Origin of the sequence: Bradyrhizobium sp. WBAH42, from assembly GCF_024585265.1 — a bacterium.
GTDB lineage: Bacteria > Pseudomonadota > Alphaproteobacteria > Rhizobiales > Xanthobacteraceae > Bradyrhizobium.
Genome location: NZ_CP036533.1, coordinates 2,717,481 through 2,744,264, shown reverse-complemented (window position 1 = coordinate 2,744,264; position 26,784 = coordinate 2,717,481). Strand labels below are relative to the sequence as shown.

Annotated in this window: 25 protein-coding genes; 10 read left to right on the top strand and 15 right to left on the bottom strand. The window is 66.3% G+C overall.

Annotated elements, in window-relative coordinates; translation table 11 throughout:
- Positions 1-113: 113 nt before the first annotated feature.
- The 8 genes from DCG74_RS12830 to DCG74_RS12795 all read right to left on the bottom strand — a co-directional run bounded on the left by DCG74_RS12830 (position 114) and on the right by DCG74_RS12795 (position 8,037).
- Positions 114-854 (bottom strand): ABC transporter ATP-binding protein, encoded by a 741-nt coding sequence (locus DCG74_RS12830; RefSeq protein WP_172786977.1) that lies wholly within the window; start codon positions 852-854, stop codon positions 114-116.
- Positions 851-1,699, bottom strand: coding sequence for an ABC transporter ATP-binding protein (locus DCG74_RS12825; protein ID WP_172786978.1), 849 nt, complete (start codon positions 1,697-1,699; stop codon positions 851-853). The genes DCG74_RS12830 and DCG74_RS12825 overlap by 4 nt, the downstream gene beginning before the upstream one ends.
- The gene (locus DCG74_RS12820) at positions 1,699-3,522 is read right to left on the bottom strand and encodes an ABC transporter permease (protein ID WP_172786979.1); all 1,824 of its coding nucleotides are present in this window, start codon (positions 3,520-3,522) and stop codon (positions 1,699-1,701) included. The genes DCG74_RS12825 and DCG74_RS12820 overlap by 1 nt, the downstream gene beginning before the upstream one ends.
- A 55-nt stretch (positions 3,523-3,577) precedes the next feature.
- Positions 3,578-4,735 (bottom strand): ABC transporter substrate-binding protein, encoded by a 1,158-nt coding sequence (locus DCG74_RS12815; RefSeq protein WP_172786980.1) that lies wholly within the window; start codon positions 4,733-4,735, stop codon positions 3,578-3,580.
- 71 nt (positions 4,736-4,806) lie between these two features.
- Positions 4,807-5,382 (bottom strand): alkylhydroperoxidase domain protein, encoded by a 576-nt coding sequence (locus DCG74_RS12810; protein WP_172786981.1) that lies wholly within the window; start codon positions 5,380-5,382, stop codon positions 4,807-4,809.
- A gap of 11 nt (positions 5,383-5,393) precedes the next feature.
- Entirely contained in the window at positions 5,394-5,993 is a 600-nt protein-coding gene (locus DCG74_RS12805) for a CMD domain protein (protein ID WP_172786998.1), read from the bottom strand.
- A 37-nt stretch (positions 5,994-6,030) separates the two neighbouring features.
- Positions 6,031-7,068, bottom strand: coding sequence for a putative FMN-dependent luciferase-like monooxygenase (locus tag DCG74_RS12800; RefSeq protein ID WP_172786982.1), 1,038 nt, complete (start codon positions 7,066-7,068; stop codon positions 6,031-6,033).
- Between the two features lie 174 nt (positions 7,069-7,242).
- Positions 7,243-8,037 carry a MetQ/NlpA family ABC transporter substrate-binding protein gene (locus DCG74_RS12795; RefSeq protein ID WP_172786983.1) on the bottom strand — a complete coding sequence of 265 codons (795 nt, stop codon included), beginning with the start codon at positions 8,035-8,037 and terminating at the stop codon, positions 7,243-7,245.
- A 308-nt stretch (positions 8,038-8,345) separates the two neighbouring features.
- Between DCG74_RS12795 and DCG74_RS12790 the strand changes: the two genes are divergently transcribed.
- Positions 8,346-10,133 (top strand): peptide ABC transporter substrate-binding protein, encoded by a 1,788-nt coding sequence (locus DCG74_RS12790; protein WP_172786984.1) that lies wholly within the window; start codon positions 8,346-8,348, stop codon positions 10,131-10,133.
- A 701-nt stretch (positions 10,134-10,834) separates the two neighbouring features.
- Here the strand turns inward: DCG74_RS12790 and DCG74_RS12785 are convergent.
- Positions 10,835-11,473: a class I SAM-dependent methyltransferase gene (locus DCG74_RS12785; RefSeq protein WP_172784657.1), complete on the bottom strand. Its 639-nt coding sequence runs from the start codon at positions 11,471-11,473 to the stop codon at positions 10,835-10,837.
- 193 nt (positions 11,474-11,666) lie between these two features.
- On the bottom strand, positions 11,667-12,848 hold the full coding sequence (gene mnmA, locus DCG74_RS12780; RefSeq protein WP_172784658.1) for a tRNA 2-thiouridine(34) synthase MnmA: 1,182 nt from the start codon (positions 12,846-12,848) through the stop codon (positions 11,667-11,669).
- Between the two features lie 375 nt (positions 12,849-13,223).
- Here mnmA and DCG74_RS12775 point away from each other — a divergent pair, with 375 nt between their 5' ends.
- The 9 genes from DCG74_RS12775 to DCG74_RS12735 all read left to right on the top strand — a co-directional run bounded on the left by DCG74_RS12775 (position 13,224) and on the right by DCG74_RS12735 (position 22,959).
- Positions 13,224-14,804, top strand: coding sequence for a flagellar hook-length control protein FliK (locus DCG74_RS12775; protein WP_306558275.1), 1,581 nt, complete (start codon positions 13,224-13,226; stop codon positions 14,802-14,804).
- A gap of 13 nt (positions 14,805-14,817) precedes the next feature.
- Entirely contained in the window at positions 14,818-15,525 is a 708-nt protein-coding gene (locus tag DCG74_RS12770) for a flagellar hook assembly protein FlgD (RefSeq protein ID WP_172784660.1), read from the top strand.
- A gap of 424 nt (positions 15,526-15,949) precedes the next feature.
- Positions 15,950-16,225, top strand: a complete 276-nt coding sequence (locus DCG74_RS12765) for a DUF1153 domain-containing protein (protein WP_002714638.1) — start codon at positions 15,950-15,952, stop codon at positions 16,223-16,225.
- A 178-nt stretch (positions 16,226-16,403) separates the two neighbouring features.
- A complete protein-coding gene (gene fliF, locus DCG74_RS12760; RefSeq protein WP_172784661.1) occupies positions 16,404-18,014 on the top strand; it encodes a flagellar basal-body MS-ring/collar protein FliF in 1,611 nt (536 codons plus the stop codon).
- Between the two features lie 29 nt (positions 18,015-18,043).
- Positions 18,044-19,141, top strand: coding sequence for a flagellar motor switch protein FliG (fliG, locus tag DCG74_RS12755; RefSeq protein WP_172784662.1), 1,098 nt, complete (start codon positions 18,044-18,046; stop codon positions 19,139-19,141).
- Positions 19,141-19,764 (top strand): FliH/SctL family protein, encoded by a 624-nt coding sequence (locus DCG74_RS12750; RefSeq protein WP_172784663.1) that lies wholly within the window; start codon positions 19,141-19,143, stop codon positions 19,762-19,764. Before fliG ends, DCG74_RS12750 begins: the two co-directional genes overlap by 1 nt.
- Positions 19,765-19,767: 3 nt before the next feature.
- Positions 19,768-20,118 (top strand): flagellar motor switch protein FliN, encoded by a 351-nt coding sequence (gene fliN / locus DCG74_RS12745; RefSeq protein ID WP_172784664.1) that lies wholly within the window; start codon positions 19,768-19,770, stop codon positions 20,116-20,118.
- A gap of 51 nt (positions 20,119-20,169) precedes the next feature.
- Positions 20,170-21,555 (top strand): sigma-54-dependent Fis family transcriptional regulator, encoded by a 1,386-nt coding sequence (locus DCG74_RS12740; RefSeq protein WP_172784665.1) that lies wholly within the window; start codon positions 20,170-20,172, stop codon positions 21,553-21,555.
- Positions 21,556-21,810: 255 nt separating this feature from the next.
- Positions 21,811-22,959, top strand: a complete 1,149-nt coding sequence (locus tag DCG74_RS12735) for a M20 family metallopeptidase (RefSeq protein WP_172784666.1) — start codon at positions 21,811-21,813, stop codon at positions 22,957-22,959.
- Positions 22,960-23,073: 114 nt separating this feature from the next.
- On the opposite strand, the gene DCG74_RS12730 is transcribed toward DCG74_RS12735, so the two are convergent.
- From DCG74_RS12730 to ssuD, 5 genes are all read right to left on the bottom strand, one after another.
- Positions 23,074-23,229, bottom strand: coding sequence for a hypothetical protein (locus DCG74_RS12730; protein WP_172784667.1), 156 nt, complete (start codon positions 23,227-23,229; stop codon positions 23,074-23,076).
- Positions 23,230-23,326: 97 nt separating this feature from the next.
- Entirely contained in the window at positions 23,327-23,908 is a 582-nt protein-coding gene (locus tag DCG74_RS12725; RefSeq protein WP_172784668.1) for a flavin reductase family protein, read from the bottom strand.
- A gap of 33 nt (positions 23,909-23,941) precedes the next feature.
- Positions 23,942-24,790 carry an ATP-binding cassette domain-containing protein gene (locus tag DCG74_RS12720; protein WP_172784669.1) on the bottom strand — a complete coding sequence of 283 codons (849 nt, stop codon included), beginning with the start codon at positions 24,788-24,790 and terminating at the stop codon, positions 23,942-23,944.
- A gap of 20 nt (positions 24,791-24,810) precedes the next feature.
- On the bottom strand, positions 24,811-25,617 hold the full coding sequence (ssuC, locus tag DCG74_RS12715; RefSeq protein ID WP_172784670.1) for an aliphatic sulfonate ABC transporter permease SsuC: 807 nt from the start codon (positions 25,615-25,617) through the stop codon (positions 24,811-24,813).
- Entirely contained in the window at positions 25,614-26,777 is a 1,164-nt protein-coding gene (gene ssuD / locus DCG74_RS12710) for an FMNH2-dependent alkanesulfonate monooxygenase (protein ID WP_172784671.1), read from the bottom strand. The genes ssuC and ssuD overlap by 4 nt, the downstream gene beginning before the upstream one ends.
- Positions 26,778-26,784: the final 7 nt, after the last annotated feature.

The window sequence follows — 26,784 nt, the reverse complement described above, 5'->3', positions numbered from 1 at the left end:
ATGAGCCTCATCCTGAGGAGGCGCGTAAGCGCCGTCTCGAAGGACGAGGCGTGCGCGCGGGCCGCTGCGTCATTTGCGATGGCCGTGCCTGCGTAGGGGAGAGGTTGAGACGCCTACGCCGCCTCGGAGCCGCCGAGATAGGCGTCGCGGATGCGGGGATCGTCCTTCAGCGCGCGCGCGGGGCCTGACAGCACGATCTTGCCGGTCTGCAGCACATAGGCCTCGTGCGCGATCTCGAGCGCGAGGCTGGCGTTCTGCTCGACCATGAAGACAGAGACGCCCTCCTGGTTGATGGTGCGGATCAGCTCCAGCACGCGGTCGACGTAGAGCGGCGACAGGCCCATGGTCGGCTCGTCCATCACGATCATGCGGGGACGGCTCATCAGCGCGCGCGCCATCGCCACCATCTGCTGCTCGCCGCCGGAGAGCGAGCCGGCGCGCTGCGACAGCCGCTGGCCGAGCTTCGGGAACAGCGTCAGCATCCTGTCGAGATCCTGCGCAATGGCGTCGCGATCGTTGCGCACGAAGGCGCCCATCAGGATGTTCTCGCGCACGCTCATGTCGGCGAACAGCCGCCGCGCCTCCGGCACCGAGGCAATGCCGCGGCGGACGATCTGCGGCGTGGAAAGCCCGATCAGCGAGGCGCCATCGAACGTCACCTCGCCCGAGCGCGGCTTTACCAGGCCCAGGATGATCTTCATCGTGGTCGACTTGCCGCTCGCGTTGCCGCCGAGCAGGCAGACGATGTGGCCGCGCGCGACCGTGATCGACAGGTCGAAATGCACCTGGGCCTGGCCGTAGAAGGTGTTGACGTTCGACAAAGCCAGCAGTGCTTCGGGAGCAGAGTTCGTCATGCCGCGCTCTCCTGCTCGGTCGTCCCAGATAGCCCGTGGCCGAGATAGGCCTCGATCACCTTGGGATCGGTTCGCACCTGTTCGCCCGGTCCTTCCGCGATCTTCTTGCCCTCGTCCATGACGATGACGCGGTCGGACAGGCGCATCACCATCTCCAGCTTGTGCTCGATCAGGAGGATGGTCAGCCCTTCGGCTTTCAATTCGGCGACGAGCGACTGCATCTCCGCGGTCTCGGTCGGGTTCATGCCGGCAGTGGGCTCGTCGAGCAGAAGGAGCCGCGGCTTCAGCGCGAGTGCGCGGGCGATCTCGATCCGGCGGCGGTTGGCGTAGGAGAGGCTATAGGCGGGCTGGTCGATGCGCGGCAGCAGCCGCTCGCCGAAACGGGCGAGAATGGCTTTCACCTCTTCGCGCAGCCGCTCTTCCTCCGCCTTGACGCTGGAAGGACGCAGCAAGGCCAGACCCAACTCCAGCAGCGGACCGATCACCGGCACGGCAGGCTTGACCGCGCGCAGCCGCGTGTGTGCGCCGATCAGGACGTTGTCCATGACGCTGAGATTGCCGAACACGCGGCCGAGCTGGAAGGTGCGCGCGATGCCCTCGGCCGCGAGCCGCTCCGGCGACAGGCCGGTGATGTCCTGGCCTTCGAAGCTCACGGTGCCGTCGTCGGGCCGGTCCAGCCCGGTCACGAGATTGAACAGCGTCGTCTTCCCGGCGCCGTTCGGGCCGATGATGCTGATCAGCTCGCCCTTGGCGAGATCGAGGTCGATGGCGTCGACCGCTGTGAGGCCGCCGAAACGGCGCGTCAGGCCGCGCAGGGACAGCATGGGGTGAAGCTGCTGCGCCATCAGATCGTCCCCAGCAGGCCCTGCGGCCTGAACCGCACGAGCAGCAGCAGCACGATGCCGTAGATCAGGATGCGATACTCCGCCGCGATCCGGAACACCTCGGGCAAGCCGACCAGCGCGACCGACCCGACGATGGCGCCGACGACGTTGCCGAGGCCGCCGAGGATGACGACCGTCAGCGCCAGGATCGATTGCTGCGTGTTGAAGGTCTCGTGGTTGATGTAGGAATAAAGATGCGCGGCGATGCCGCCGCTGACGCCGGCGGCGAAGCCGCCGAAGATGAAGGCGAGCGACTTGTAGCGGTTCAGGCTGAGGCCGTAGGCGCGCGCGGCGATATCGTCGTCGCGGATGGCGCGAAAGCTGCGGCCGAGATGCGAGGTGAGCAGGCGTCCTTGCAGCAGCGCCAGCACGACCATCACGGCAAAACTGAACCAGTAGATGGACGATGGGCTGATCAGGTCATAGCCGAACAGCGTCAGCGGCGGGATGCCGGAGATGCCGATCGGGCCGCGCGTGACGCTCTCCCAGTTCAGGATCACCAGCGACACGATCTCGCCGATCGCGAGCGTCGCGATCGACACATAATGCCCGCGCAGGCGAAAGGACGGCGAGATCAAGAGCGTGCCGAGCGCAGCGCTCATCAGGCCGCCGCCGATGATGGCGAGGCCGGCCGGGACGTTGAGGGTCAGCGACAGCAACGCCGACGTGTAGGCGCCGATCGCGAGCAGCGCGGCATGCCCGAGCGAGACCTGGCCCATGGTGCCCGCAACCAGCGTGAGGCTGAGCGCGAGCATGCCGAGCAGCCAGGCATTGATCAGGGTCTGGAGCACGTAGAAGGACACCGGGAACAGCGGCAGCACCGCGAAGATCGCCGCTGCAACGGCCAACGCCCAGCGCGGAATACGCAACGGGCGGCTCGGCGCGATGAAGGTGCCGGTGAGCGGCTCGGGCGGTGCCTGCCGGGGGCTGACGAACAGGCCGTTCGGCCGCAGCACCAGGACGACGACCAGCAGCAGGAAGGCGAACAGGTTGCGATAGCTGGTGCCGAACACGGCAACGCCGTAGCTCTCGACGAGGCCCAGCAGCAAGCTGCCGATCACCGCGCCGGGCACGTTACCGGCGCCGCCGACCACTTCGGCAACGACGCCCTTCAGCGTCGCCTGCAGGCTCATCGCGGTGTCGATCTGGTTATAGTACATCCCGACCAGCATGCCGGAGACGCCGCCCAGCGCCGCCGCGATGCCGAAGACGGCCTGATTGACGCGGTTGACGTCGACGCCCATCTGCATCGCGGCGTCGCGGTCCTGCGACGCCGCGCGCACGGCCCAGCCGAGCTTGCTGTAGCGCAGGAACACGAACAGCAAGAGCGCGCTGGTGATGCCGACGCCGGCGATGAGCAGATCGAGCGGCCCGATCGTGCCGCCGCCGAGCTGGAAGCGCACGTCGGGCAGCTGGCTCGGCAGCGCGCGCGGATTGGGCGAGAAGGTCAGCATCACCAATTGATCGAGCACGAAGCTGATGCCGATGGTCGCGAGCAGCGGCGCGATGCGCACCGAGTTCTGCAGCGGCCGCAGGCCGAACCGCTCGATGATCAGCCCGACCAGCGCGGCGGCCGCCGCCACCACGATGATGGTGAGCGGCAGCGGCGTATGCAGCTGCACCACCGCGACCCAGCCGATATAGGCGCCGACCAGATAGATCGAGCCTTGCGCGAAGTTGATGAGACGGCTGACGCCGAAGATGAGCGCCAGCCCGACCGCGACCAGGGCGTAGACATTGCCGATGATCAGCCCGTTGATCGTGTAGTCAAACCAGGAGGACACGCAGCGTTCCTAATGAGGGATGAAGCGGCCGGAGCGGTGCGCTCCGGCCATCAGGTCAGGTCGGCTTGCCGTCCCACAGCAAGAACTGGCCCTTGCGCACGACGAGCTCGGCGTTCATGGCGCCTTTGACGCGGCGGCTCTCGACGTCGAACGTCGCCTTTCCGAAGATGACGCTGGAGACGTCCTTCACCTTGGCGAAGGCATCGCGGATGGCGCGGCGGTCGGTGCCGCCGATCTTCACCACGGCAGCGGCCATGTTCATCGCGTCGTAGGAATAGGCGTTGAAGGCGTCGGGCTCCTGCCCGTTGTACTTGGCCTTGAAGCCGTCGATGAACTTCCTCACCTCGGGCCGCGGATCTTGCGGGAAATAGCGCGTGCCGAGATGGACGTCCTCGACGGCCTCGCCGCCGAGCTCCAGGAATTTCGGCGAGTACACCGAGCTTGCGGCGCAGATCGTCTGCTTCAGGCCGACCTGGCGGGCCTGGCGCGCGATCAGCGCACCGTCGGAATAATAGGAGATCAGGATCAGCCCGTCCGGGCTGGCGTCGCGCACGCGCACCAGGGTGGAGCGGAAGTCGCGCTCCTCGGCGATGTAGCCCTCGGTGACCGCGATCTCGGCGCCGTATTCCTTGGCCGCCTTGACGAAATGGTCGCGGCTGGTACGGCCCCAATCGGTGTTGAGGTGCAGCACCGCAAGCTTCTTCAGGCCGAGCCGCCTGACGGCGTAGGACGCCAGCAGCGGCTGCTCGTCGGCCTGGCTCACCGACGTGCTCCACATGAAGTCGCCGCCCTTGGTGAAGTCGGGGTGCGAATTGGTGAAGCCGAACTGCACGAGGCCGCCGCGCTGATAGATCGGCGAGGCCGCCATCGAGGCGGGGCTGGAGAAATCGCCGAGCTCCATGACGATGCGGGGATCGGAGACGAACTTCTGGGCGATCGCCACCGACTGGCGCGGATCGCTCTGGCTGTCCTCGAACTGGTAGGCGAGCTTGCGGCCGTTGATGCCGCCGGCGGCGTGAATCTCGTCGAGCGCGAGATCAAAACCCTGCTTCCACTGCGCACCATATTGCGCGTTCGGTCCCGTGAGGGGGCCGCTGACGCCGAGCAGGATCGGCTCGGCGGATTGCGCAAAGGTGCTGCGCGAGAAGGCCGCGCCCGCCATCATGGCGGCGAGCGAGCCTTTGACCAGGGTACGACGATCGATGTTGCTCATGCACGGCTCCATCCATTTCAGTTGATAGTTTTTAGTTGATACGGCAGCAATTCTCGTGCCGGTGAGATTGCCTATTTCGAGGGCCCGCCGAGCGACAGCATCAGCCGGTTTGCCCAGTTGAAGAACGAGGCGCCGTTGATGACATCGACGATCTCGGCGTCGTCGAGACCGGCGCGGCGCAGCTCCGCGATATTATCGGGCCCGAAGGCGATCGGCGTGGCCGCCAGCGCCACCGAGGCCTTGACCACCGCATTCCAGCGCTCGCCGAGATCGGCGTTGACGCCTTCGTCGAGCAGGCTCTGCACGTCGTCGCGGCGCTTGGAATAGGTGCTGGCGAAGCGCGCATGCACCGAGGCGCAATAGATGCAGCCGTTGTAGCGCGAGGTGGCGGCCGCCGCGAGCTCGCGCTCGGCGCGCGGCAGGCCGTCGGCGACGTTGTAGAAGATGTCCTTGTCGGTCTTGGTGCGGGCCTCCAGCACTTCGGGATCGCGCACCAAGAGACGAAAGTATTCCGACTTGGCGCGGGCGCGGTCGACGAGGCCGGCATAGTGCCGCTCGGTCAGCTCGGCCTCGGGCAGCGGGTCGATCCACGAGACCCAGCCGAGCTCGTCCTGGGTGAAGACGACGGGCGGATTGACTGTGCTCATGATTGGGCCTCCTAGGCGCTTGCCGCGGCGAGCGTGCGCAAGCCGCTGACGACGCGCACCTGGAACGACAGGAACGCAACGAGCTGCGAGAACGTGACGATGCCGGTGTTCGACCAGCCGGCGGCCAGCAGCGCCTTCATGTCGGCGGATGCGGAATCGCGCGGGTGGAACACCAGGAGATGCGCGTGCTCAAGCGCCGCGATCAGCCGGGCGCCGAGAACAGGCTTGCGCTCCGCGCCGACGCGATAGACCAAGCCGGCCTTGTTCTCGATCGACAGCGGGCCGGCCGGATAGGCGCCGTATGGGCCCGAGGTCTTGCCGCGCTCGATCTCGGCCTTGATCGCGTCAGACAGCGGCGCGCCATCCGCAGTCGCGGCAAGCTTGTCGCGATAGAAGGCGGCGACGGGGGATTCGCCATGCAGCCCGGTCACGAAGGCTGCGACCGCGGCGCGTTCGGCCAGCGAGAAATCGCCGGCGTCGATCGGCTCGAACAGCGAGAGATAGCTCTTCTGCGCATTCTCGCGCGCCTGCAGGCGGCGCGCGCGGATGGCATCCAGGGTGGAGCCGGGCTCGATCCCGGCGAGCGTGTCGATGATATCCTTCGGTGCCATCATTCAGCCTCGTGCAACGCGATTCCATTCATTCCGGCTAGCCTGCGAGGGCAACGTCCTTGGCGGCCGTCCGGGTCCAGCCCAGCGCCGGCGCGACCTTGTCGGCGACGAGCTCGATCGAGCGCAGGACGTAAGGATGCGGCGCATCGACCGAATGCACCTGGAAGACGAGATCGGTCACCCGCTCCAGCGTGGCGTCGGTACGGAGCGAGGCGATGACGTGATCGGCGTCTCCGACATGGGTGTCGAACGCGGTGATCATCTCCTCCAGCGTCTCGCCCGGGGGAAGGTGTCCGCCTTTCATGAATTGCGGCAGTGCGCGGCGCAGCCCGATGTCGGCGAGGCGCAGCGCCTCGCGATGGTCGTCGGCGACGAAGACGCTGCGCGAGGCCATGATGCGCGGCTCGCAGCCCGGCGGCAGCGCGGCGAGATAGGCGTCGATGATCGGGTTCTGGATCTCGGCGAGCGTCGCGTTCGGCGCGTCCTTGGCGCGTGGCTGGGTGCGCGACAGCAGGAGGCCGTCACCCGCCTTGCCGGCCCGGGCGCCGCCGGCGACGGAGAACGTCGCCTGCCAGATGCGCTTGTCCAGTTGCGGCCGTTGCGGATAGAGCGTGTCGCCGCCGTCGAGCGGCTTGCCGGTCAGGGCCTTGCGGACGATCTCCAGATTGCGGGCAAAGATCTCGTTGCGCTGGGCGCTGTCGAGGCCGAAGGCGGCGAAGGCCGACGGGTTGCCGCCGGTGCCGACGCCGAGCTCGAAGCGGCCGTTGCAGAGGAGATCGAGCACCGCGGCATCCTCCGCCACCCGCACCGCGTTCTCCAGCGGCAGGGTGACGATGCCGGTGCCGAGGCGGATCCGCGAGGTCTGGGCGGCGACGTAACCGAGGAACGTGAACGGCGACGGCAGGCCACCCTCGCGCTCATGGAAATGATGCTGCGCGATCCATGCGGAATCGAGCCCGGCCTGCTCGGCGCGGACGATCTGCTCGGCGGCGAAGCGATAGCGGTCCGCCGCCGGCGCCTCGTCGAGCAGCCGCGTGAAGAAGCCCAGGCGTTTCAGGTTGGCAAAGCGTTTCATACGATCCCTGTCGGGCGAGGATGGGCCCCGATGATGTCGGTTGCCGCAGCTCCAGACAAGCGGGCATTGCGCAGGGCACATACGCAAGATTTCTGCGCAAGGCTCATACGCAAGGCTCCTGCGCAAGGCTGCCCGCCGGATCGCCCTTGCCTGGACTCTGGGCGGGCAGTCTGCCTACCAGCTCGGCAGCACCGCGCCCTTGAACTTGGTCAGGACGAACTCCTTGACCTCAGGCGTGTGGTAGCTGTCCACGAGGATCTTGACCCAGGGCTTGTCCTTGTCGGCGCTGCGCACCGCGATCAGGTTGACATAGGGTCCCTTCGGGTCCTCGCGCAGGATCGGATCCTTGACCGGATCGAGGCCCGCCTGGGTTGCATAATTGGTGTTGATCGCGGCGGCGTCGACGTCGTCGAGCGCGCGCGGGGCCTGCGCCGCATCGACCTCGATGAACTTCAGCTTCTTGGGATTCTCGGTGATGTCGAGCACCGTCGGCTTGAAGCCCGTGCCGTCCTTCAGCTTGATCACGCCCTTGTCGCGCAGCAGCAGCAGCACGCGGCCGCCATTGGTCGGATCGTTCGGGATCGAGACCTTGCCGCCCTCGGGGATATCGGCGAAAGCCTTGTGCTTCTTCGAATAGACGCCGATCGGGAAGTTCACGGTCAGGCCGACGGCTTCGATCTTGTAGCCGCGATCGGCCTTCTGGTTGTCCAGGTAAGGCTGGTTCTGAAACGAATTGGCCTGGATCTCGCCGGCATCGAGCGCGGCGTTCGGCACCACGTAATCGGAGAACTCGAGCAGCTGGATGTCGAGGCCCTGCTTGGCGGCGATCGGCTTCACGGCTTCGAGGATCTGCGCATGCGGCCCCGGCGTCACGCCGATCTTGACGGTCTCGGCCGCGGCTGCGGCGGACCATGCGGCCAGCACGGCGGAGAGAATCAGGGGAAGGCGAAACGACATCGTGGTCTCCATGGGTCTTGCGGCAACGGAACCGTATTCCCTTTTCTGCGGTGCGAAATCAATGAAATGGAAATCCATATTGGCCGCGGGTCGAGGCCAGCCTTTCTCCATTCGGCCGCAAACGGGAAACGAATGCAGAGTGCGACAAAGTGCGCGCACGTCGTCCAGCGCGATCCGGGGCCACTGCCGCTTGTGGCAGATTCCCGGATTACACTTTCGTTCCATGCGCACCTGGGCCTGCGCCCTTCTCTTTGACTCCACCACGCCCGACGTGCTGAGTTAGCGCGCACTGAGCCGGTGGCGACGAGGTGGGGATCCCGATGAACGAGAACGAAATTCGCAATCTGGTCGCGGAGGTGAAACAAGGCACGCTGTCGCGGCGCTCGTTCATCAGGACAATGGCCGCGGTCGGAATGGCAGCGCCAATCGCGAGCCAGATCCTGGTCTGGCACGACGTGGCGATGGCCGACGCCACGCTGCCGTACAAGCCAGCCAAGGCCGGCGGCGGCGGCACGCTCAAGATGCTGCTGTGGCAGGCGCCCACTTTGCTCAATCCGCATTTCGCGCTCGGCACCAAGGACCAGATCGCCTCGCGCATCTTCTTCGAGCCGCTCGCCGGCTGGGACAAGGAGGGCAACCTCATCCCCTGCCTCGCCGCCGAGGCTCCGACCAAGGCGAACGGCGGCCTTGCAGCCGACGGCATGAGCGTGATCTGGAAGCTGAAGCGGGGCGTGACCTGGCATGACGGCAAGCCCTTCACCGCCGACGACGTCGTCTTCACCTGGCAATACGCCGCGGATCTCGCCACCGCGGCCTACACCACGGGCTCCTACAAGGACATCAAGGTCGAGAAGATCGACGACCACTCCGTCAAGGTGATCTTCCGGGCGCCGACGCCGTTCTGGGCCGATCCGTTCGTCGGCTCGGTCGGGATGATCCTGCCAAAGCATCATTTCGGCGACTATGTCGGCGCCAAGTCGCGCGAAGCGCCGGGCAATCTGAAGCCGGTCGGCACCGGCCCGTACAAATTCGTCGAGTTCAAGCCGGGCGACATGATCCGCGCCGAACGCAATCCCGACTACCACATCAAGAACCAGCCGCATTTCGACACGGTCGAGATCAAGGGCGGCGGCGACGCGGTGTCTGCGGCGCGCGCCGTGCTGCAGACCGGCGAATACGACTTTGCCTGGAACATGCAGGTGGAGGAGGAGGTCCTCAAGCGCATGGAGGCGGGCGGCAAGGGCAAGCTCGACATCGTGCCGTCCGGCAATGTCGAGTTCATCATCCTCAACACGACGGACCCCTGGACCGAGCTCGACGGCGAGCGTTCGAACGTCAAGACCAAGCACCCGACGCTGTCCGATCCCGCCGTTCGCCGCGCGATCAATCTTCTGATCGACCGCGATTCGATCCAGAAGTTCATCTATGGACGCGCCGCGATCGCGACCGCGAGCTTCGTCAACGCGCCCAAGCAGTTCAAGTCGGCGAAGCTGAAATATGAGTTCGACATCGACAAGGCCAACAAGATCCTCGACGAGGCCGGCTGGACCAGGGGCGCGGACGGCATCCGCGAGAAGGAGGGCAAGAAGCTCAAATACGTGTTCCAGACCTCGACCAATGCCCCGCGCCAGAAGACGCAGGCCATCATCAAGCAGGCGTGCCAGAAGGCCGGCATCGACATCGAGATCAAGGCGGTCACCGCCTCCGTGTTCTTCTCCTCCGATGTCGGCAATCCCGACACGTACTCGAAATTCTATGCCGACATGGAGATGTACAACACGACGCAGCCGCAGCCCGATCCGGAGCGCTTGCTGAACCAGTGCGTGTCCTGGGAGATCGCCACCAAGGACAACAAATGGCTCGGCCGCAACAATTCGCGCTATTCCGATCCCGAAGCCGACAAGGCCTACAAGGCCGCGCAGAACGAGCTCGATCCGGTCAAGCGCGCCGCGCTGCTGATGAAGGTCGACGAGATCTTCTGCGAGGCCCACGTGTTCCTGCCCCTGCTCTCGCGCCACGTCGTCAACGCCGGCGCCAACAATTTGATGATCGATATCTCCGGCTGGGACACCATTACGTGGAACCTGGCGGCGTGGTATCGGACCTGACGGGGCACCACGCATTTAAGGCTCTTTTGTCCCGGACAAGCTGCAACGCGCCAGCGTTGCAGCGCAGAGCCGGGACCCAGGAGCGACGTGGCCCGCTACGACATGGCCTCGGCTCCACAGCGCACCGTACACATCCGAGCAGCGGTGCCGTAGGGTGGGCAAAGGCGCACTTGCGCCGTGCCCACCACCTGTCCGAAACAGCCACAGGAGCGTGGGCACGCTGCGCTTTGCCCACCCTGTACCCTTGTGGGGTTCGTGGCGGCCTTCGGATGTAGACTGGCCGTCCGGGCCGATCCGCCGGGAGCAGCCTTGTCCACCTGTGCCTCGAGCACCGACGTAGGAACCGCGCCCCGGCGGAGGCGGGGCCTGCGCGATCGCGCTGCCGGAGGCGGCGATCAGGAGGCCCGCAAGGATGAGGTTTGTCGTGCGCATGGGACGGAAACGCGCAGGCAGGGCGGGCTGTTCCCGGCGCGGAGTGCGATGTGATCGGGCCCCCTCTCCGGTTTCCTGCCCTGTCATTGCGAGCGCAGCGAAGCAATCCAGAATCCCTCCGCAGAGACAGTCTGGATTGCTTCGCTGCGCTCGCAATGACGGGATGACTGGCGAGATATCGCGCTCGGAGAGAGCCCTCTCCCCAACCCTCCCCCGCTCGCGGGGGAGGGAGCGCACTGCCGTCTTGGCGGCGTGCCGGGCTCTCGCAGTTAGGTCTTGCGGTAGCGGATCAGCGAGAAATGGCCCATCGGCGGCATGGGCCGGCGCTCGGTGAGCGCGACGCCGCCGTGCCTTGTGGCCCAGCCCTCGAGGCGGGCCCACGGGAATTCCGGGCGCCAGCCGAGGCGGCGGGCGATGGGCGCGAAGGCGAGCTCGAACAGCTTGCGAGGGCCGCTCTCCGCACCGATGTGGTTGACCAGGATCAGCTCGCCGCCCGACTTGAGCACGCGCACGAACTCGTCGAGCGTGCCTTCGGGATCGGGCACGGCGGTGATGACATATTGCGCCACCACCGCGTCGAAGAAATTGTCGGGGAAGGCGAGGTTCTTCGCATCCATCACCGAGAGCACCTCGACGTTGGACAGACGAAGCGCGCGGACGCGCGCCTGCGCCTTGCGCAGCATCGGCTCGGAGATGTCGACGCCGCAGACCTTCGTGGTGCGCGCGTAGTCGGACAGCGAAAGACCCGTGCCGACGCCGACGTCGAGGACGCGGCCGCCGATGCGATCGGCTTCCGCGATGGTCGATTGCCGGCCGGCGTCGAACACCTTGCCGAACACGAGATCATAGACCGGCGCCCAGCGGCCATAGGCCTTCTCGACCCCGGCCCGCGAGATGTCTGCTGCCATGCCCCCTGCCCTTGCTTACTTCACCTCTCCCATAGGGAGAGGTCGGATCGCATCGCAAGATGCGATCCGGGTGAGGGGTTGCAGTCTCAACGGGAGTTGCGGCCCCTCACCCGGATTGCTTCGCAATCCGACCTCTCCCCGCTGGGGAGAGGTGAACCCGGCCCTACCAATTGCGCTTAAAATCGTCATTCCGTCAGCCGCGCACGGCTTCCGCGAGCGGGCGCGATGTGCCCGCACCGAGCTTGGCCGCGGCGCTCTGGATGAAGCCGCCGCCGAGCACGCGGGCCTGGCCTGAAGGTGCGTCGTAGAACACGCAGGCCTGTCCCGGCGAGACGCCCTCTTCGCCGGCGACGAGCTCGACCTCGTAGCGGCCATTGCTGCCGCGCAGCCAGGCTGCTTGCGGACTGCGGGTCGAGCGTACGCGCACGAACATCTCGAGGCCGGCACCGATGGCGCAATCGATGTCGCCATCGCCGATCCAGTTGACGTCGCGCAGGGAGATGCGATGCATCTTCAGCGCATCGCGCGGGCCGACCACGACGCGGCGGGTCGCCGCGTCCAGCCGCACCACGAACAGCGGCGAGCCGGAGGCGATGCCGAGGCCGCGGCGCTGGCCGACGGTGAAATTGGCGATGCCGTGGTGCCGGCCGAGCACGCGGCCCTCGAGATCGACGATGTCGCCGGGGTCCATCGCATTGGGGCGCAGGCGCGTGATGATGTCGGTGTAGCGGCCGGTCGGCACGAAGCAGATGTCCTGGCTGTCGTGCTTGTCCGCGACCGCAAGCCCGAAGCGGCGCGCGAGCTCGCGCGTCTCGGGCTTGGTCATGTCGCCGAGCGGAAAGCGCAGGAAGTCGAGCTGCTCCTGCGTCGTCGCGAACAGGAAATAGCTCTGGTCGCGGTCGGCATCTGCCGCGCAGACCAGCGCGCGCGAGCCGTCGGCCCGACGGCGCGAGGCGACGTAATGACCGGTGGCGAGCGCCTGGGCGCCGAGCTCGCGGGCGGTTTTCAGCAGGTCACGGAATTTGACGCTGCGGTTGCACTCGATGCAGGGCACCGGCGTCTCGCCGAGCGCGTAGGAATCGGCGAAGTTGTCGATGACGGACTCGCGAAAGCGATCCTCGTAATCGAGCACGTAATGGGGAATGCCGAGCTTGGCCGCGACGTCGCGGGCGTCGTGGATGTCCTGACCGGCGCAGCAGGCGCCCTTGCGATGGGTGGCCGCGCCATGGTCGTAGAGCTGCAGCGTGATGCCGACGACGTCGTAGCCCTCAGCCTTCAGCAGCGCAGCCGTCGTCGAGGAATCGACGCCGCCCGACATGGCAACGACGACCCTGGTGTCCTCGGGACGGCCTTCGAGATCCAGACTGTTGAGCATCGGCCCTGAAGCGTTGTGACGGCGGCGAAGCGCGATCCGCGATTGCTGTGCTTTCTCGGGGGACAGCGGCGATCCCCCGGAACCTTGGTTCCCGAAGAGCACGACTGCCCAAGTCGAAAGCGGCTGAGAGTAACCTCTTTAATATAGGCGGCATTCCGGTGAAGCAATCACGCGGGCCCCCCCGCTTAGGGCAATTCTTGCCGGGGCGGCAGAAATGGCGGGGTCGCGGCCAGCCGCCCGGCATTGCCCCTGCATCATCAAAACCTTGATTATATTGATGAAATACCCGATTTCGGAGGCTGGCCCACTCCTTGCTCCCTCTGGTCCGAAGTTGCTTGCAAGGGGTTGCCTGTGGTCGGTCGGATGTCAGATGTCGTGGCAAGCGTGCAAATCCAGAGCGCGCAGCAGAAGCCTGCCCGGTCGCAAGCCCCGAAGGACGCGCCGGCAAGCGATGATTTCGGCTCGCTGGTCGACAGCAACACGCAGGCCATCAGCAACAACGCGCCGGCGCAGGACACCCCACGCCGGAGCGAGCAGACCTCGTCCGCCCCGGCGCCCGAGCGGCCTTCGCGCGACAGCTCGTCCACGGACCAGTCGTCGCAGAGCAAGGCGAGCGACGACACCGACCCGTCTGCACCGGTCGAGAATGACAGGGCCGAGGCGTCCAGCGATCCGGCCAAGGACGCCGGCAAGGTCAAGGAAAAATCCGAGACGGCAGACGCCAAATCGGCGGACAAATCCGACGAGACCGAGGGCGAAACGTCCGACGGCACCGAGGTCGTCATAGCCGCGGTCGACGCGGCTGCCGCCGCGCCGCCCGATGTGACGCAGACCGCCCTGCCCGATCCCGGAATCATCGTTGCCGCGCCGGTCGTCCCGCTCGATCCGAACACAGCTGCGAACCAGGCTGTCGATGCCGCCGCCGCGCCGCTGGCGATCGCCGCGGCTGCTCTTGCCGCCAGCGCCTCCACGGCGGCGCAAATCGCCGGCACCAAGACCGACACCGCCACGACGAGCGACAAGAGCGCCAAGGCCGCGGGCGCCGAGGTCGATGCCGACACCACGACGACGCTCGGCGAGGCCGCAGCCGGCACGACCGAGACCACCTCGACCGATGCAAAAGCTGGTGGCGGACTGATCGCCGCCGTCAGCCAGGGCACGCCCAAGACCGCGTTCAAGGACGCCGCCACGGCGCAGGCCCAGACCGACGTCTCGAATATCGGCCAGGATACCGGCAAGGCGAACCTCGCCACGGCGCAGGCACCGGCCGCCAATGCCGCACATGCGCAAGGCCTGAAGCCGCAGGCCGATAACGTCGCGACCGAGGCGAAGGCGGGCCCCGCCGATCGCGCTGCCGATCCGGCCCAGGGCACGCCGCCCGCGCATGCGGGCCCGCAAGCCACGATCGCTCCGATGGATACCAGCGCGCAGGCCGCCTCCGCCGTGCAGGCGCCGCTGACCAATACGACCTCGGCCGCGACAGCATCGACCGCGACGCTCACCGCGACTGCGGCGACCCACAATGCGGCGGTGCCGGTCAGCGGCATCCCGATCGAGATCGCGGCCGCCATTCGCGCCGGCAAGTCGCGGTTCGACATCAGCCTCGACCCGGCCGAGCTCGGCCGCATCGACGTGCGCATCAACGTCGACCGCGCCGGCAACGTCACCTCGCATCTCACCGTGGAGAAGCCGGAGACGCTGCAGATGCTGCGCCAGGACGCGCCGCAATTGCAGCGCGCGCTCGACGATGCCGGCTTCAAGACCGGCAGCAACGGACTGTCCTTCAGCCTGCGCGACCAGAATTCATCGGGCCAGAACTCCGGCCAGAACAACGACAATGGCGGCAATGCCCGCCGCCTGATCGTCAGCGAGGACGACAGCGTTCCCGCAGCGCCCATCGGGCGCGGCTATGGCCGCATGCTCGGATCGAGCAGCGGCGTCGATATCAGAGTGTGAGGAGTATCAGGCAATGACCACCACGAATGCCGCCACTGCGCCCGCGGTCGTCTCCGGAACGACCGACATTCCGAAATCCTCGTCGAATTCGTCGATGAGCTCGACCACGGGGTCGACGCTCGCCGGCAATTTCCAGACCTTCCTGACCCTGCTGACGACGCAGCTGCAGAACCAGAACCCGCTCGATCCGCTCGACACCAACCAGTTCACCCAGCAGCTGGTGCAGTTCGCCGGCGTCGAGCAGCAGCTCAAGACCAACGATGCGCTGGCCCAGCTCGTCACCCTGCAGCAGACCACGCAGGCGACCCAGGCGCTGGGCTTCGTCGGCAAGACCGCGCTGGTCGACGGTTCGACGGCGACCATGAAGAACTCGTCGGCGACCTGGCATCTCAACGTGCCGACCGATTCCACCGTCGACATCACCATCGCCAATTCCAGCGGCCAGACCGTGTTCACCGGCAAATATAGCGCCGCCGCCGGCACCGACATCCCCTTCACCTGGAACGGCATGGGCAATGACGGCACGCAATGGCCGGACGGCAAGTACACGATCTCGGCCACGGGCAAGGACGTCGCGAACAACAATGTCGGCATCGCCGCGCAGGTGCAGGGCGTGGTGTCGTCGGTCGACCTGACGCAGTCGCCGCCGCTGCTCACCATCGACGGCGCCAGCTACACGCTGAGCCAGGTGAAGAGCATTATTGCGACGAGCAGCAATTGAGGCGAACGGGCGAGCCACATCCGAGAAGTCATCCCCGCCTAGTGCGCAATTGCGCACGGGGGCGGGGATCCATAACCCCAGGACGTTGTTTTCGCATGAGGTCGTAACCCCGAGTCTTCGTCAAACTACTCCCTGGGGTTATGGGTCCTCAGATGCGCAATTGCGCATCATAGCTCGCGCTTCGCGCGCCCCGGGATGACAGTTGAGGGCTTTGCAGCGTCCCGCGCAGGCCCCGTTCGTTAGTAAAGTATTTACTTTTTGCCCCGCTCAGCCGGCCGAGATTGCGTCTGCCGGCCGCCGCGCCGGCCGCGTTCCCGCAAGTTTCAACGAGAATTGTATTGAACCCTTAGGCTTAGCGGATTTTTAAGCCGCGGGGGTTACGGTTACGGCGTGAGTTCAGTGGTTGAGAGTTTGTGAGTACGCCATGACAGAACCCCATCGCCCGAGGGTGAAATACGTCATCGGGCCGGACGGCAGTCCGTTGACGATCGCGGACCTGCCTGCACCCGGCACCAAACGCTGGGTCATCCGCCGCAAGGCCGAAGTCGTCGCCGCCGTCCGTGGCGGACTTCTCTCCCTCGAGGAGGCCTGCAGCCGTTATACCCTGACGGTCGACGAATTCCTCTCCTGGCAGTTTTCCATCGACCAGCACGGTCTGGCGGGTCTTCGCACCACCCGCATCCAGCAATATCGCCAGTAGGCGATCCGGAAATCTGCGGCTTTTGACGAAAATCGGCCTCGCCCTGCGAGGCCGATTTTTTTCATGATGCACTTTTGTCCGACCTCTTAACCTTCGTTAACCATATCGAAACCATCACCTAGGCAATAATTGCCCAGTCGGCCGCTCGGTTGCGGGTCGGATTGGTCGGGGCGGTTGCTTGCAAGGTCTTGGGGACTTCTTAAAAAGTATCGGTGCCGCCCGGTTCGGGGCGATGATCGCGGTCACCGCTGCGCTCATCGGCTTCTTCGCCTTCGTCATCATGCGCGTCACCACGCCGCAGATGACGACGCTGTTCACGGACCTGTCCGTCGAAGATTCCTCCAGCATCATCAAGGACCTGGAACGCCAGGGGATCCAGTTCGAGATCCGCAATGAGGGCTCCATCATCATGGTGCCCAAGGACAAGGTCACGCGGCTGCGGATGAAGCTCGCCGAGGGCGGCCTGCCCAAGGGCGGCGGGGTCGGCTACGAGGTGTTCGACAAGTCGGACGCGCTCGGCACCACCTCCTTCGTCCAGAACATCAATCACCTGCGCGCGCTCGAGGGCGAGCTCGCTCGCACCATCCGCGCCATCGACCGCATCCAGGCCGCCCGCGTCCACCTCGTGCTGCCCGAGCGGCCGCTGTTCGCCCGCGAGGCGCCGGAGCCGTCGGCCTCGATCGTGGTGCGCGTCCGCGGCGCGCTGGAAGCCCAGCAGATTCGCGCCATCCGCCACCTCGTCGCCTCCGCCGTCAACGGCCTGAAGCCGCAGCGGGTCTCGATCGTGGACGAGGCCGGCCAGCTGCTCGCCGACGGCGCCCAGACCGATCCGGAGCAGGCGCTCGGCGACGAACGCCGCATCTCCTTCGAGAAGCGGATGCGCAAGCAGGTCGAGGACATCGTCTCCTCGGTGGTCGGTTCGGGCCGCGCCCGCGTGCAGCTCTCCGCCGATTTCGACTTCAACAAGGTCACCCAGACCTCGGACAAGTTCGACCCCGAAGGCCGCGTGTTGCGCTCGAGCCAAACCCGCGAAGAGCAGAGCATGACCGCCGACAACAACGGCCAGGTCACCGTCAACAACGAGCTGCCCGGCAACCAGCAGAACAACGGCGTCGCGGCCAAGGACCAGAGCAAGAAGACCGAAGAGACCAACAATTACGAGATCTCCCGCACCACCAAGACCGAGGTGACCGAGGCCGGCCGCGTCAACCGCATCTCGGTCGCGGTGCTGGTCGACGGCATCTACACCAAGAACGACAAGGGCGAGCTCGTCTACCAGGACCGCACCAAGGAGCAGCTCGACCGCATCGCCACCCTGGTACGCTCGGCGATCGGCTTCGACCAGAAGCGCGGCGACCAGGTCGAGGTCGTCAACCTGCGCTTCGCCGACGCGCCCTCCACCGCCCCGATCGGCGAGCCCTCAGGCTTCCTCGGCATGCTGCAGTTCACCAAGGACGACGTCATGTACTTCGTCGAGCTCGGCGTGATGATGCTGCTCGGCCTCGTCGTGCTGTTCCTGGTGATCCGCCCGCTGGTCAAGCGCATTCTCGCCTCGGACGAAGTCGCCGCCGCCATCTCCGGCGTGCTGAGTGGCCCCGCCGCTTCGGAAGAGGCTGCGCCGGCCAGCCAGCCGCTGCTGCCGAGCGGCGCCGCCAGCGCCATCGACGTCGCCACCATCCAGGGCCAGGTCCACGCCCAGTCAGTTCACCGCGTCGGCGAGCTCGCCGAACGCAATCCCAACGAAACCGTCGCCATCATTCGCCAATGGCTCACCGAGCCAACCAAGTAACCGCCAAGTAAATCAAGAAGTGATCTGACATGGCCGCCTCCTTGCAAAACGCCAACTCCAACGACATCACCAGCGTGATCTCCACGCTCGGTCAGCGCGCCGGCAGCCGTGCCGCCGACGGCAAGGGCGCCGCGCAGCTGTCCGGTCCGCGCCGCGCCGCGATCCTGATGCTGGCGCTGGGCGAGCAATATGGCGGCAAGATCTGGGGCCTGCTCGACGACGACGAGGTGCGCCAGCTCTCGCTGGAGATGTCGACGCTCGGCACCGTCGAGGTCGACACGGTCGAGGACATGCTGCTCGAATTCGTCTCGCGCATGTCGGCCTCGGGCGCACTGATGGGCAATTTCGACGCCACCGAGCGGCTGCTGCAGCAATACCTGCCGCCGGAACGCGTCAACGGCATCATGGACGAGATCCGCGGCCCCGCCGGCCGCAACATGTGGGAGAAACTCTCCAACGTGCAGGAAGAGGTTCTCGCCAACTACCTCAAGAACGAATATCCGCAGACCATCGCGGTGGTGCTGTCGAAGCTGAAACCGGAGCATGCCGCGCGCGTGCTCGGCATCTTCCCCGAGGATCTCGCGCTCGACGTCGTCAACCGCATGCTGAAGATGGAGGCGGTGCAGAAGGAGGTGATCGAGAGCGTGGAGAAGACGCTGCGCACCGAATTCATGTCCAACCTATCGCAGACCCGCCGCCGCGACGCCCACGAGGTGATGGCGGAAATCTTCAACAATTTCGACCGCCAGACCGAAACCCGGTTCATCACCTCGCTGGAAGAGGACAACCGGGAATCGGCCGAACGCATCAAGGCGCTGATGTTCACCTTCGACGACCTGGTGAAGCTGGATTCCGGCTCGGCCCAGACCTTGATGCGCAACGTCGACAAGGACAAGCTCGGCGTCGCGCTCAAGAGCGCCAACGAGGACGTCCGCAACTTCTTCTTCGGCAACATGTCTTCGCGCGCGGCCAAGATGCTCCAAGACGACATGGCCGCGATGGGGCCCGTGCGCCTACGCGATGTCGACGAGGCCCAGGCGCTGCTGGTCAATCTCGCCAAGGACCTCGCCGCCAAGGGTGAGATCATGCTGACCAAGAACCGCGCCGACGACGAGCTGGTGTACTGATGGCCGCTCCGGCAAAATTCCTGTTCGATACCGACTTCGCGGCGCCCGAGCGCTCGCCGCGCGAGAAGGCCGCGACCGCGGCCGAAATCGCGCAGAAGGTCGCGGAAGCCGAGGCGCGCGCCTATCAGGACGGCTTTGCCGCCGGCCAGCGCGAGGCCAAGGCCGAGAGCGACCGCCGCGTCGCGCTCGCGATGGAAGAGATCAACATCGCCATCCGCGGCGTCGCCGCCGGAATCGGCAACATCGAGACCAGGATGGAGACGGAGGCCGTCGAGGTCGCGGTCGCGGTGGCGCGCAAGCTGTGCGCCGACCTCGTCGCCGCCGAGCCGCTCGGCGAGATCATCGCGCTGGTCAAGGACTGCTTCTCGCATCTGGTCGCGACGCCGCATCTCGTCGTCCGCATCAACGATGCGCTCTACGACAGCGCGCGCGAGAGGATCGAGCGGCTCGCCAAGCAGAGCGGCTTCGAGGGCCGGCTGGTGATCCTGGCCGAGCCGGACATTGCCACCGGCGACTGCCGGATCGAATGGGCCGATGGCGGCGTCGTGCTGGAGCGCGGCGCCATCGCGGCCAAGATCGACGAAATGGTTGGACGCTACATCGCGTCCCGCAGGGGGAGCTAAGCCATGAGCGACACTGACGGACAGGTCCCGCTGCCCGATCTCAACGGCCCGATGCCGCCTGCCGGCACCGACGTCGGCTACAACGAGGACGAATATGCGGCGCGCGCCGCCGCCGACCTCGAAGCGGTGTTCGACGTGCCGGTGCAGGTCTCGGCCGTGCTCGGCCGCTCCAAAATGGACGTCGGCGAGCTCCTGAAGCTCGGACCCGGCACCGTGCTCGAGCTCGACCGGCGCGTCGGCGAGGCCATCGACATCTACGTCAACAACAAGCTGGTCGCCCGCGGCGAGGTCGTCCTGGTCGAGGACAAGCTCGGCGTGACCATGACGGAAATCATCAAGGCCGACCGCGGCTGACACGCAAGGACATGACGCGCGCCGGCGCGAACAGACGGACAGGAGACTGACATGCGGCTTCTCATCGTTGGCACATTGAAGGGCCAGCTCACCACCGCCACCAAGATCGCGATGGAGAACGGCGCCACCGTGACCCATGCCGAGGATCACGAGCAGGCGATGCGCGTGCTGCGCGGGGGCAAGGGCGCCGACCTCCTGTTGGTCGACGTCGCGCTCGACATCCGCGACCTCGTGCTGCGGCTGGAAGCCGAGCACATCCACGCCCCGATCGTCGCCTGCGGCATCACCAACGACGCCCGCGCCGCCGTCGCCGCGATCCATGCGGGGGCCAAGGAATACATCCCGCTGCCGCCGGATCCGGAGCTGATCGCCGCGGTGCTGGCCGCCGTCGCCAATGATTCCCGCGAACTGGTCTATCGTGACGATGCGATGGCGAAGGTGATCAAGCTCGCCCAGCAGATCGCCGGCTCGGACGCCTCGGTGATGATCACCGGCGAATCCGGCACGGGCAAGGAAGTGCTGGCCCGCTACGTCCACACCCGCTCGGCCCGCGCCAAGCGTCCGTTCATCTCGATCAACTGCGCCGCGATCCCCGAGCATCTCTTGGAATCCGAGCTGTTCGGCCACGAGAAGGGCGCCTTCACCGGCGCGGTCGCCCGCCGCATCGGCAAGTTCGAGGAGGCGACCGGCGGCACGCTGCTGCTCGACGAAATCTCCGAGATGGACGTCCGACTGCAATCCAAGCTGCTGCGCGCCATTCAGGAGCGCGTGATCGATCGCGTCGGCGGCACCAAGCCGGTACCGGTGGACATCCGCATCATCGCGACCTCGAACCGCAACCTGGCGGAAGCCGTGCGCGAAGGCACGTTCCGCGAGGACCTGTTGTTCCGCCTCAACGTCGTGAACTTGAAGATTCCGCCGCTGCGCGAGCGTCCCGCCGACATCCTCGAGCTCGCTCAGCATTTCGTGAAGAAATACGCCGAGGCCAACGGCGTGCCGATGCGCCCGCTCTCGGCCCAGGCGCGCCGCGTGCTCTCCGCCAACCGCTGGCAGGGCAACGTCCGCGAGCTCGAAAACACCATGCACCGCGCGGTGCTGATGGCGCAGGGCGACGAGATCGGACCCGACGCCATCATCACGCCGGACGGCGACCGCCTCGACCTCGCCAAGACCGCTCCGGCGGTAGCGCATGCCACCATGGCCGCCGAGCAGGTGACGCGCGCGCTGGTGGGGCGCACCGTCGCCGACGTCGAGCGCGACCTGATTCTGGAGACGCTGAAGCACTGCCTCGGCAACCGCACCCATGCCGCCAACATCCTCGGCATCTCGATCCGCACGCTGCGCAACAAGCTCAACGAATATGCCGACGGCGGCATCCCGATCCCGCCCGCGGGCACGCCCGGTGAATATCCGCGGATGCCGATGATAGGGGCGTGATCCCTCGAAGCACACGAGCTGACGACGAATGCCCGGGCTAGACCCGGGCATTTTTGCTTGATGCAGGCCGCGAGCACGTCATTGCGAGCGCAGCGAAGCAATCCAGAATCCCTCCGCGGAAAGACTCTGGATTGCTTCGCTGCGCTCGCAATGACGCGTTGAGAGCGCTCGTCGCATAACGGGAGCGCGCCACGCGACTAGGTCACGCCTGCGTCAGGCCCTATAACCCCGCCCGAAAACCACGCGAGGGACCACATGTCTGAAGCTCAAATCACGGATTGGCTGGCGTCGCAGAAACAGGCGATGATCGACCTGCTCCGCGACGTCGTGAACATCGATTCCGGCTCCTACGACAAGGAAGGCGTCGATACGGTCGGTGCGCGGTTCGAGCGGCATTTTGCCGAGCACGGCATTCCGTTCCGACGCGAGGCCAACGCCACCTTCGGCGACGCGATCCATGCCGAGGTGGCAAAGCCCGGCAGCAACGAAAAGCCGGTGCTGTTGATGGGGCATCGCGACACCGTGTTCGGCAAGGGCGAGGCCGGGCGGCGGCCGTTCACGATCCGGGATGGCCGCGCCTATGGACCGGGTGTCGCCGACATGAAGTCCGGCCTCGTCATGAACGTGTTCGTGGCCACCGCCTTCCACAAATTCGGCAGCTCACCGCATCCGATCAAGGTGCTGATCACCTCGGACGAGGAGATCGGCTCGCCCTCCTCGCGCCCGGTGATCGAGCGCGAGGGGCGCGCGGCCCGCGCGGTGTTCAATTCCGAGCCGGGCCGACCCACGGGCAACGTCGTCACCGGGCGCAAGGGCGGCATCTTCATGCACATGGCCATCACCGGCAAGGCCGCGCATTCCGGCGCCAATTTCGCCGCCGGCGTCAGCGCCATTGGCGAGCTCGCGCACAAGATCGTGCAGATCCACGCGCTCACCGATCTCGACAAGGGCATCACGCTCAATGTCGGCCTCGTCTCGGGCGGGCAGTCCGTCAACACGACGGCGCCTTACGCGGAAGGGCAGATCGATCTGCGCTATGTCGATCCGGCCGATCGCGCGCGCATCATGGCTGCGATCGAAAAGATCGTCGCGACCTCCTCCGTGCCGGGCACCAGCGCGACGCTGTCGATCAAGGGCGAGTTCGTGCCGGTGGTGCAGAGCGCGGAGTCGAAGGCCCTGTTCGAAGGCTATCAGGCGGCCGCAAGGCAGGTGGGCCTCACCACGCTGCAGGGCGAGTTCTCCGGCGGCTGCGCCGATTCCGGCTTCACCGCCGCGGTCGGCACGCCGACCATCTGCGGCCTCGGCCCGGTCGGCGGGCTCGCGCACACGCCGGAGGAATATCTGGAGATCGACAGCATCGTGCCGCGCGCGCAGGCGCTGGCGCTGGCGATCTTAAGGGGGTGAGAGAGGTGCCGTAGGGTGGGCAAAGGCGCACTTGCGCCGTGCCCACCATCTGGCTTCGCTGGGTAGAATGGTGGGCACGCTTCGCTTTGCCCACCCTACGAGACTACGAGACCGTTACGAATAACTCGGCGCGTCGGGCTTGCGGAAGATATGGATGGGATCGCCCGGCACGATCGGAGAGCCGGAGAACATCGCGTAGGCGTAGAGCGCGAGATAGGCGATCGCGAGCGCGCCGATGGCGTAGAAGGCCCAGGTCGCGATGCGCTTCATCGTTCCGCTCCAATGCCGACCCGGCGGGACGGCTCCAGGCGCTTCTAGAGCGATGAGGCGGAAAAGACCAGCCTTGCGCGAGGCGCGCCGTCGGCGATCAAATGCCGCGCCGGCCGCGCGCGGGAAGACTGACATCGGCGAGCCTGGCCGCGTCTTCGTCCTGATCGACCGCCACGTACTGGCCGTGCCAATAGGCCAGCGCGGCGGTGCGGGTCGAGCTCCTGATGTCCCTGACACGGCCGATGACGATGCCGTGCGAGTGGCGCTCGACGATCTCCTCGACTTCGCAATCGAAGGCCGAGAGCGCGCCGACCAGCAGCGGAACACCCGAGACTGCCGTCACCCATTGGCTGCCTGCAAAGCGATCCGCGCCCTTCAGCCCGCCCTTGCCGGCAAAGCGTTCGGCGACGTCAAGCTGGTCGGCATTGAGGATGTTCACGCCGAAAGCGCCGTGGCGGCGGATCAGCGGAAACGACGAGGCGTCGCGGTTGATGCTGACCAGCAGCGTCGGCGGCTCGACCGACAGCGAGGCCACCGAGGTCACCGTCATGCCGGTGATGTCCTTGCCCCGCCCGGCGGTGATGACGCTGACGCCGCCGGTGAGGTGGCGCATGGCGCCGCGGAAATCGGCGGACGAGACGGGAATTTCGGTCATGAGATCGCGGGGCACTACATTCATGGCGTTGCTCCCCGAAAGCGGGGTTCCCTTTATCTAGGTACGATCGTCCGCCGACAACAGGTGGCTCAGGATCGAGCCTTCGAGGCCTGCCAGCTCGGCCGAGCCGCGCTGGCGCGGCCGGGCGGCGTTAACCGTGACGTCGTGGGCGATGCGGCCCTCCTCGATGACCAGCACGCGGTCGGCCAGCGCGACCGCCTCGGCAACGTCGTGGGTCACCAGGATCGCGGTGAAGCCCTGGTCGCGCCAGACCCGTTCCAACAGGCGCTGCATCGAGATGCGGGTCAGCGCATCCAGCGCGCCGAGCGGCTCGTCGAACGCGAGCACGCGCGGCCGGGAGACCAGCGCGCGGCCGAGCGCGACGCGCTGCTTCTGGCCGCCTGAGAGCACCGAGGGCCATTGGTCGCGCTTGTCGGCGAGGCCGACCTCGATCAACGCCTTCTCGGCGCGCGCATGCGCATCGGTTGAGGCGCGATCGCGGCCGAGGCCGACCTCGACATTGGCGAGCACACGGGCCCAGGGCAGCAGCCGCGGCTCCTGGAACATCACGCGGATGTCCTCGGGCTGAATATCCTGACCGAAGCTGATGCTGCCGGCGTCGATCTTCTCCAGCCCGGCGATCAGGCGCAGCAGCGTGCTCTTGCCGCAGCCGCTCTTGCCGACGATGGCGACGAACTGGCCGGCGGGAATGTGAAGGTCGATGCCGCGCAGCACCTCGTTGTCACCGAACGATTTGCGCAGGCCGCGGATGCTGAGCGGCAGGCCGCTGGCCTGAACTCGGCGTTCTTCTTGCCGCTCCTCGCGCGCCACGCGGGCGTGAGGCGCGAAATTGGCGCGGCTGGCGAGCTCGGTCTCGGGAAGAGAGGTACGAAGCGCTGTCTGCATGTGATTCCCAGTATTTTCGCTCAACGTTTCTGGAAGGCGGGGTGCCAGGAGAGCGTCAGGCGCTCCAGCACGCGGGAGGCGCTGTCGGCGAGCTTGCCGAGCAGGGCATAGATCAGGATCGAGAGCACGACGACATCGATCAGCATGAACTCGCGTGCCTGCATCGCCATGTAGCCGAGGCCCGAGGAGGCCGCGATGGTCTCGGCGACGATCAGGGTCAGCCACATGATGCCGAGCGCGAAGCGGATGCCGACGAAGATCGAGGGCAGCGCGCCCGGGAAGATGACGCGGCGGAACAGTTCGCCGTCGGTCATGCCATAGATGCGGCCCATCTCGATCAGCTGCGGATCGACGGTGCGGATGCCGTGCAGCGTGTTGAGGTAGATCGGGAAGAACACGCCCAGCGCCACCAGGAAGAGCTTTGCGCTCTCGTCAATGCCGAACCAGAGGATGACCAGCGGGATCAGCGCCAGATGCGGCACGTTGCGCACCATCTGCAGCGTGGTGTCGGTGAGCTTGGCCGAGAGCTGCGACAGGCCGTTGGCGAGGCCGAAGGCGAAGCCGATGCTGCCGCCGATCAAGAAGCCGATCGAGGCGCGCCAGAACGACACCCAGATGTTGCGGACGAGCTCGCCGGAGAGCAGCAGCTTCCAGCCGGAGAGCACGACGTCGCTGGGCGCCGGCAGCACCCGCGTCGGCACGAAGCCGGTCACGCTCGCGACCTGCCAGATCGCGATGATGGCGAGCGGCACGATCCACTGGATCAGGCCGTCGGCCCGCGGCAGGCGGATGCTGCGCGGAAGCGAAATGCTGTCGATCAGGCTCATGATTGCGACACCCGGTGCTGCGGACGGAAATCGCTGCCGACCGTCTCGCCGAACGGACCGCCGTTGAAGTGCAGCTTCGTCACGTTGGAAGATTGCTCCAGCGCGAGCAGCGGGAACACCAGCTCGGCGAAGCGGTAGGCTTCCTCCAGATGCGGGTAGCCCGACATGATGAAGGTATCGATGCCGATGTCCTGATACTCCTTGATGCGGGCCGCCACCGTCTGCGCGTCGCCGACCAGCGCGGTGCCGGCGCCGCCGCGGACGAGGCCCACGCCGGCCCACAGGTTCGGGGCGATCTCGAGCTTGTCGCGCTTGCCGCCATGGAGTTGCGCCATGCGTTGCTGGCCGACCGAGTCCATGCGGGCAAAGTTCTTCTGCGCCAGCGCGATGGTGTCGTCGCTTACATGCTTGATCAGCTCGTTCGCGGCGCGCCAGGCTTCTTCATTGGTCTCGCGGACGATGACATGAAGACGGATGCCGAAGGAGAGTTTTCGGCCGCGCGCGCTCGCGACCTCGCTCACCTTGGCGATCTTCTCGGCAACGAGCGCCGGCGGCTCGCCCCAGGTGAGATATTTGTCGACGGTATCGACGGCGACGTCGATGCCGGCATCGGAGGAGCCGCCGAAATAGAGCGGCGGGCGCGGCGACTGCACGGGCGGGAACAGCAGCTTGCCGCCCTCGATATGGATGTGCTTGCCCTCGACGTCCACCGTCTTGCCGGCGAGCAGGTCGCTGTAGACGTTGAGGAACTCGCGGGTGACCTCGTAGCGCTCGTCGTGAGCGAGGAAGATGCCGTCGCCCTTGTTCTCGACGGGATCGCCGCCGGTGACGACGTTGACGAGCAGCCGGCCGTTCGAGATGCGATCGAGTGTCGCGGTCATGCGCGCGGCAACGCTCGGCGATTGCAGGCCGGGACGAACGGCGACGAGATAGCGCAGCCGCTCGGTGAACGGCGCGACTGAGGAAGCGACGATCCAGGAATCCTCGCAGGACCGCCCGGTCGGCAACAGCACGCCGAAATAGCCGAGCTGATCGGCGGCCTGCGCGATCTGGCGCAGATAGTTGAAGTTGACCTCGCGGCCGCCGATGCCGGTGCCGAGATAGCGGCCGTCACCATGGGTCGGCAGGAACCAGAGGATGTTGGCGTTGGATTGGCTCATCGATGTG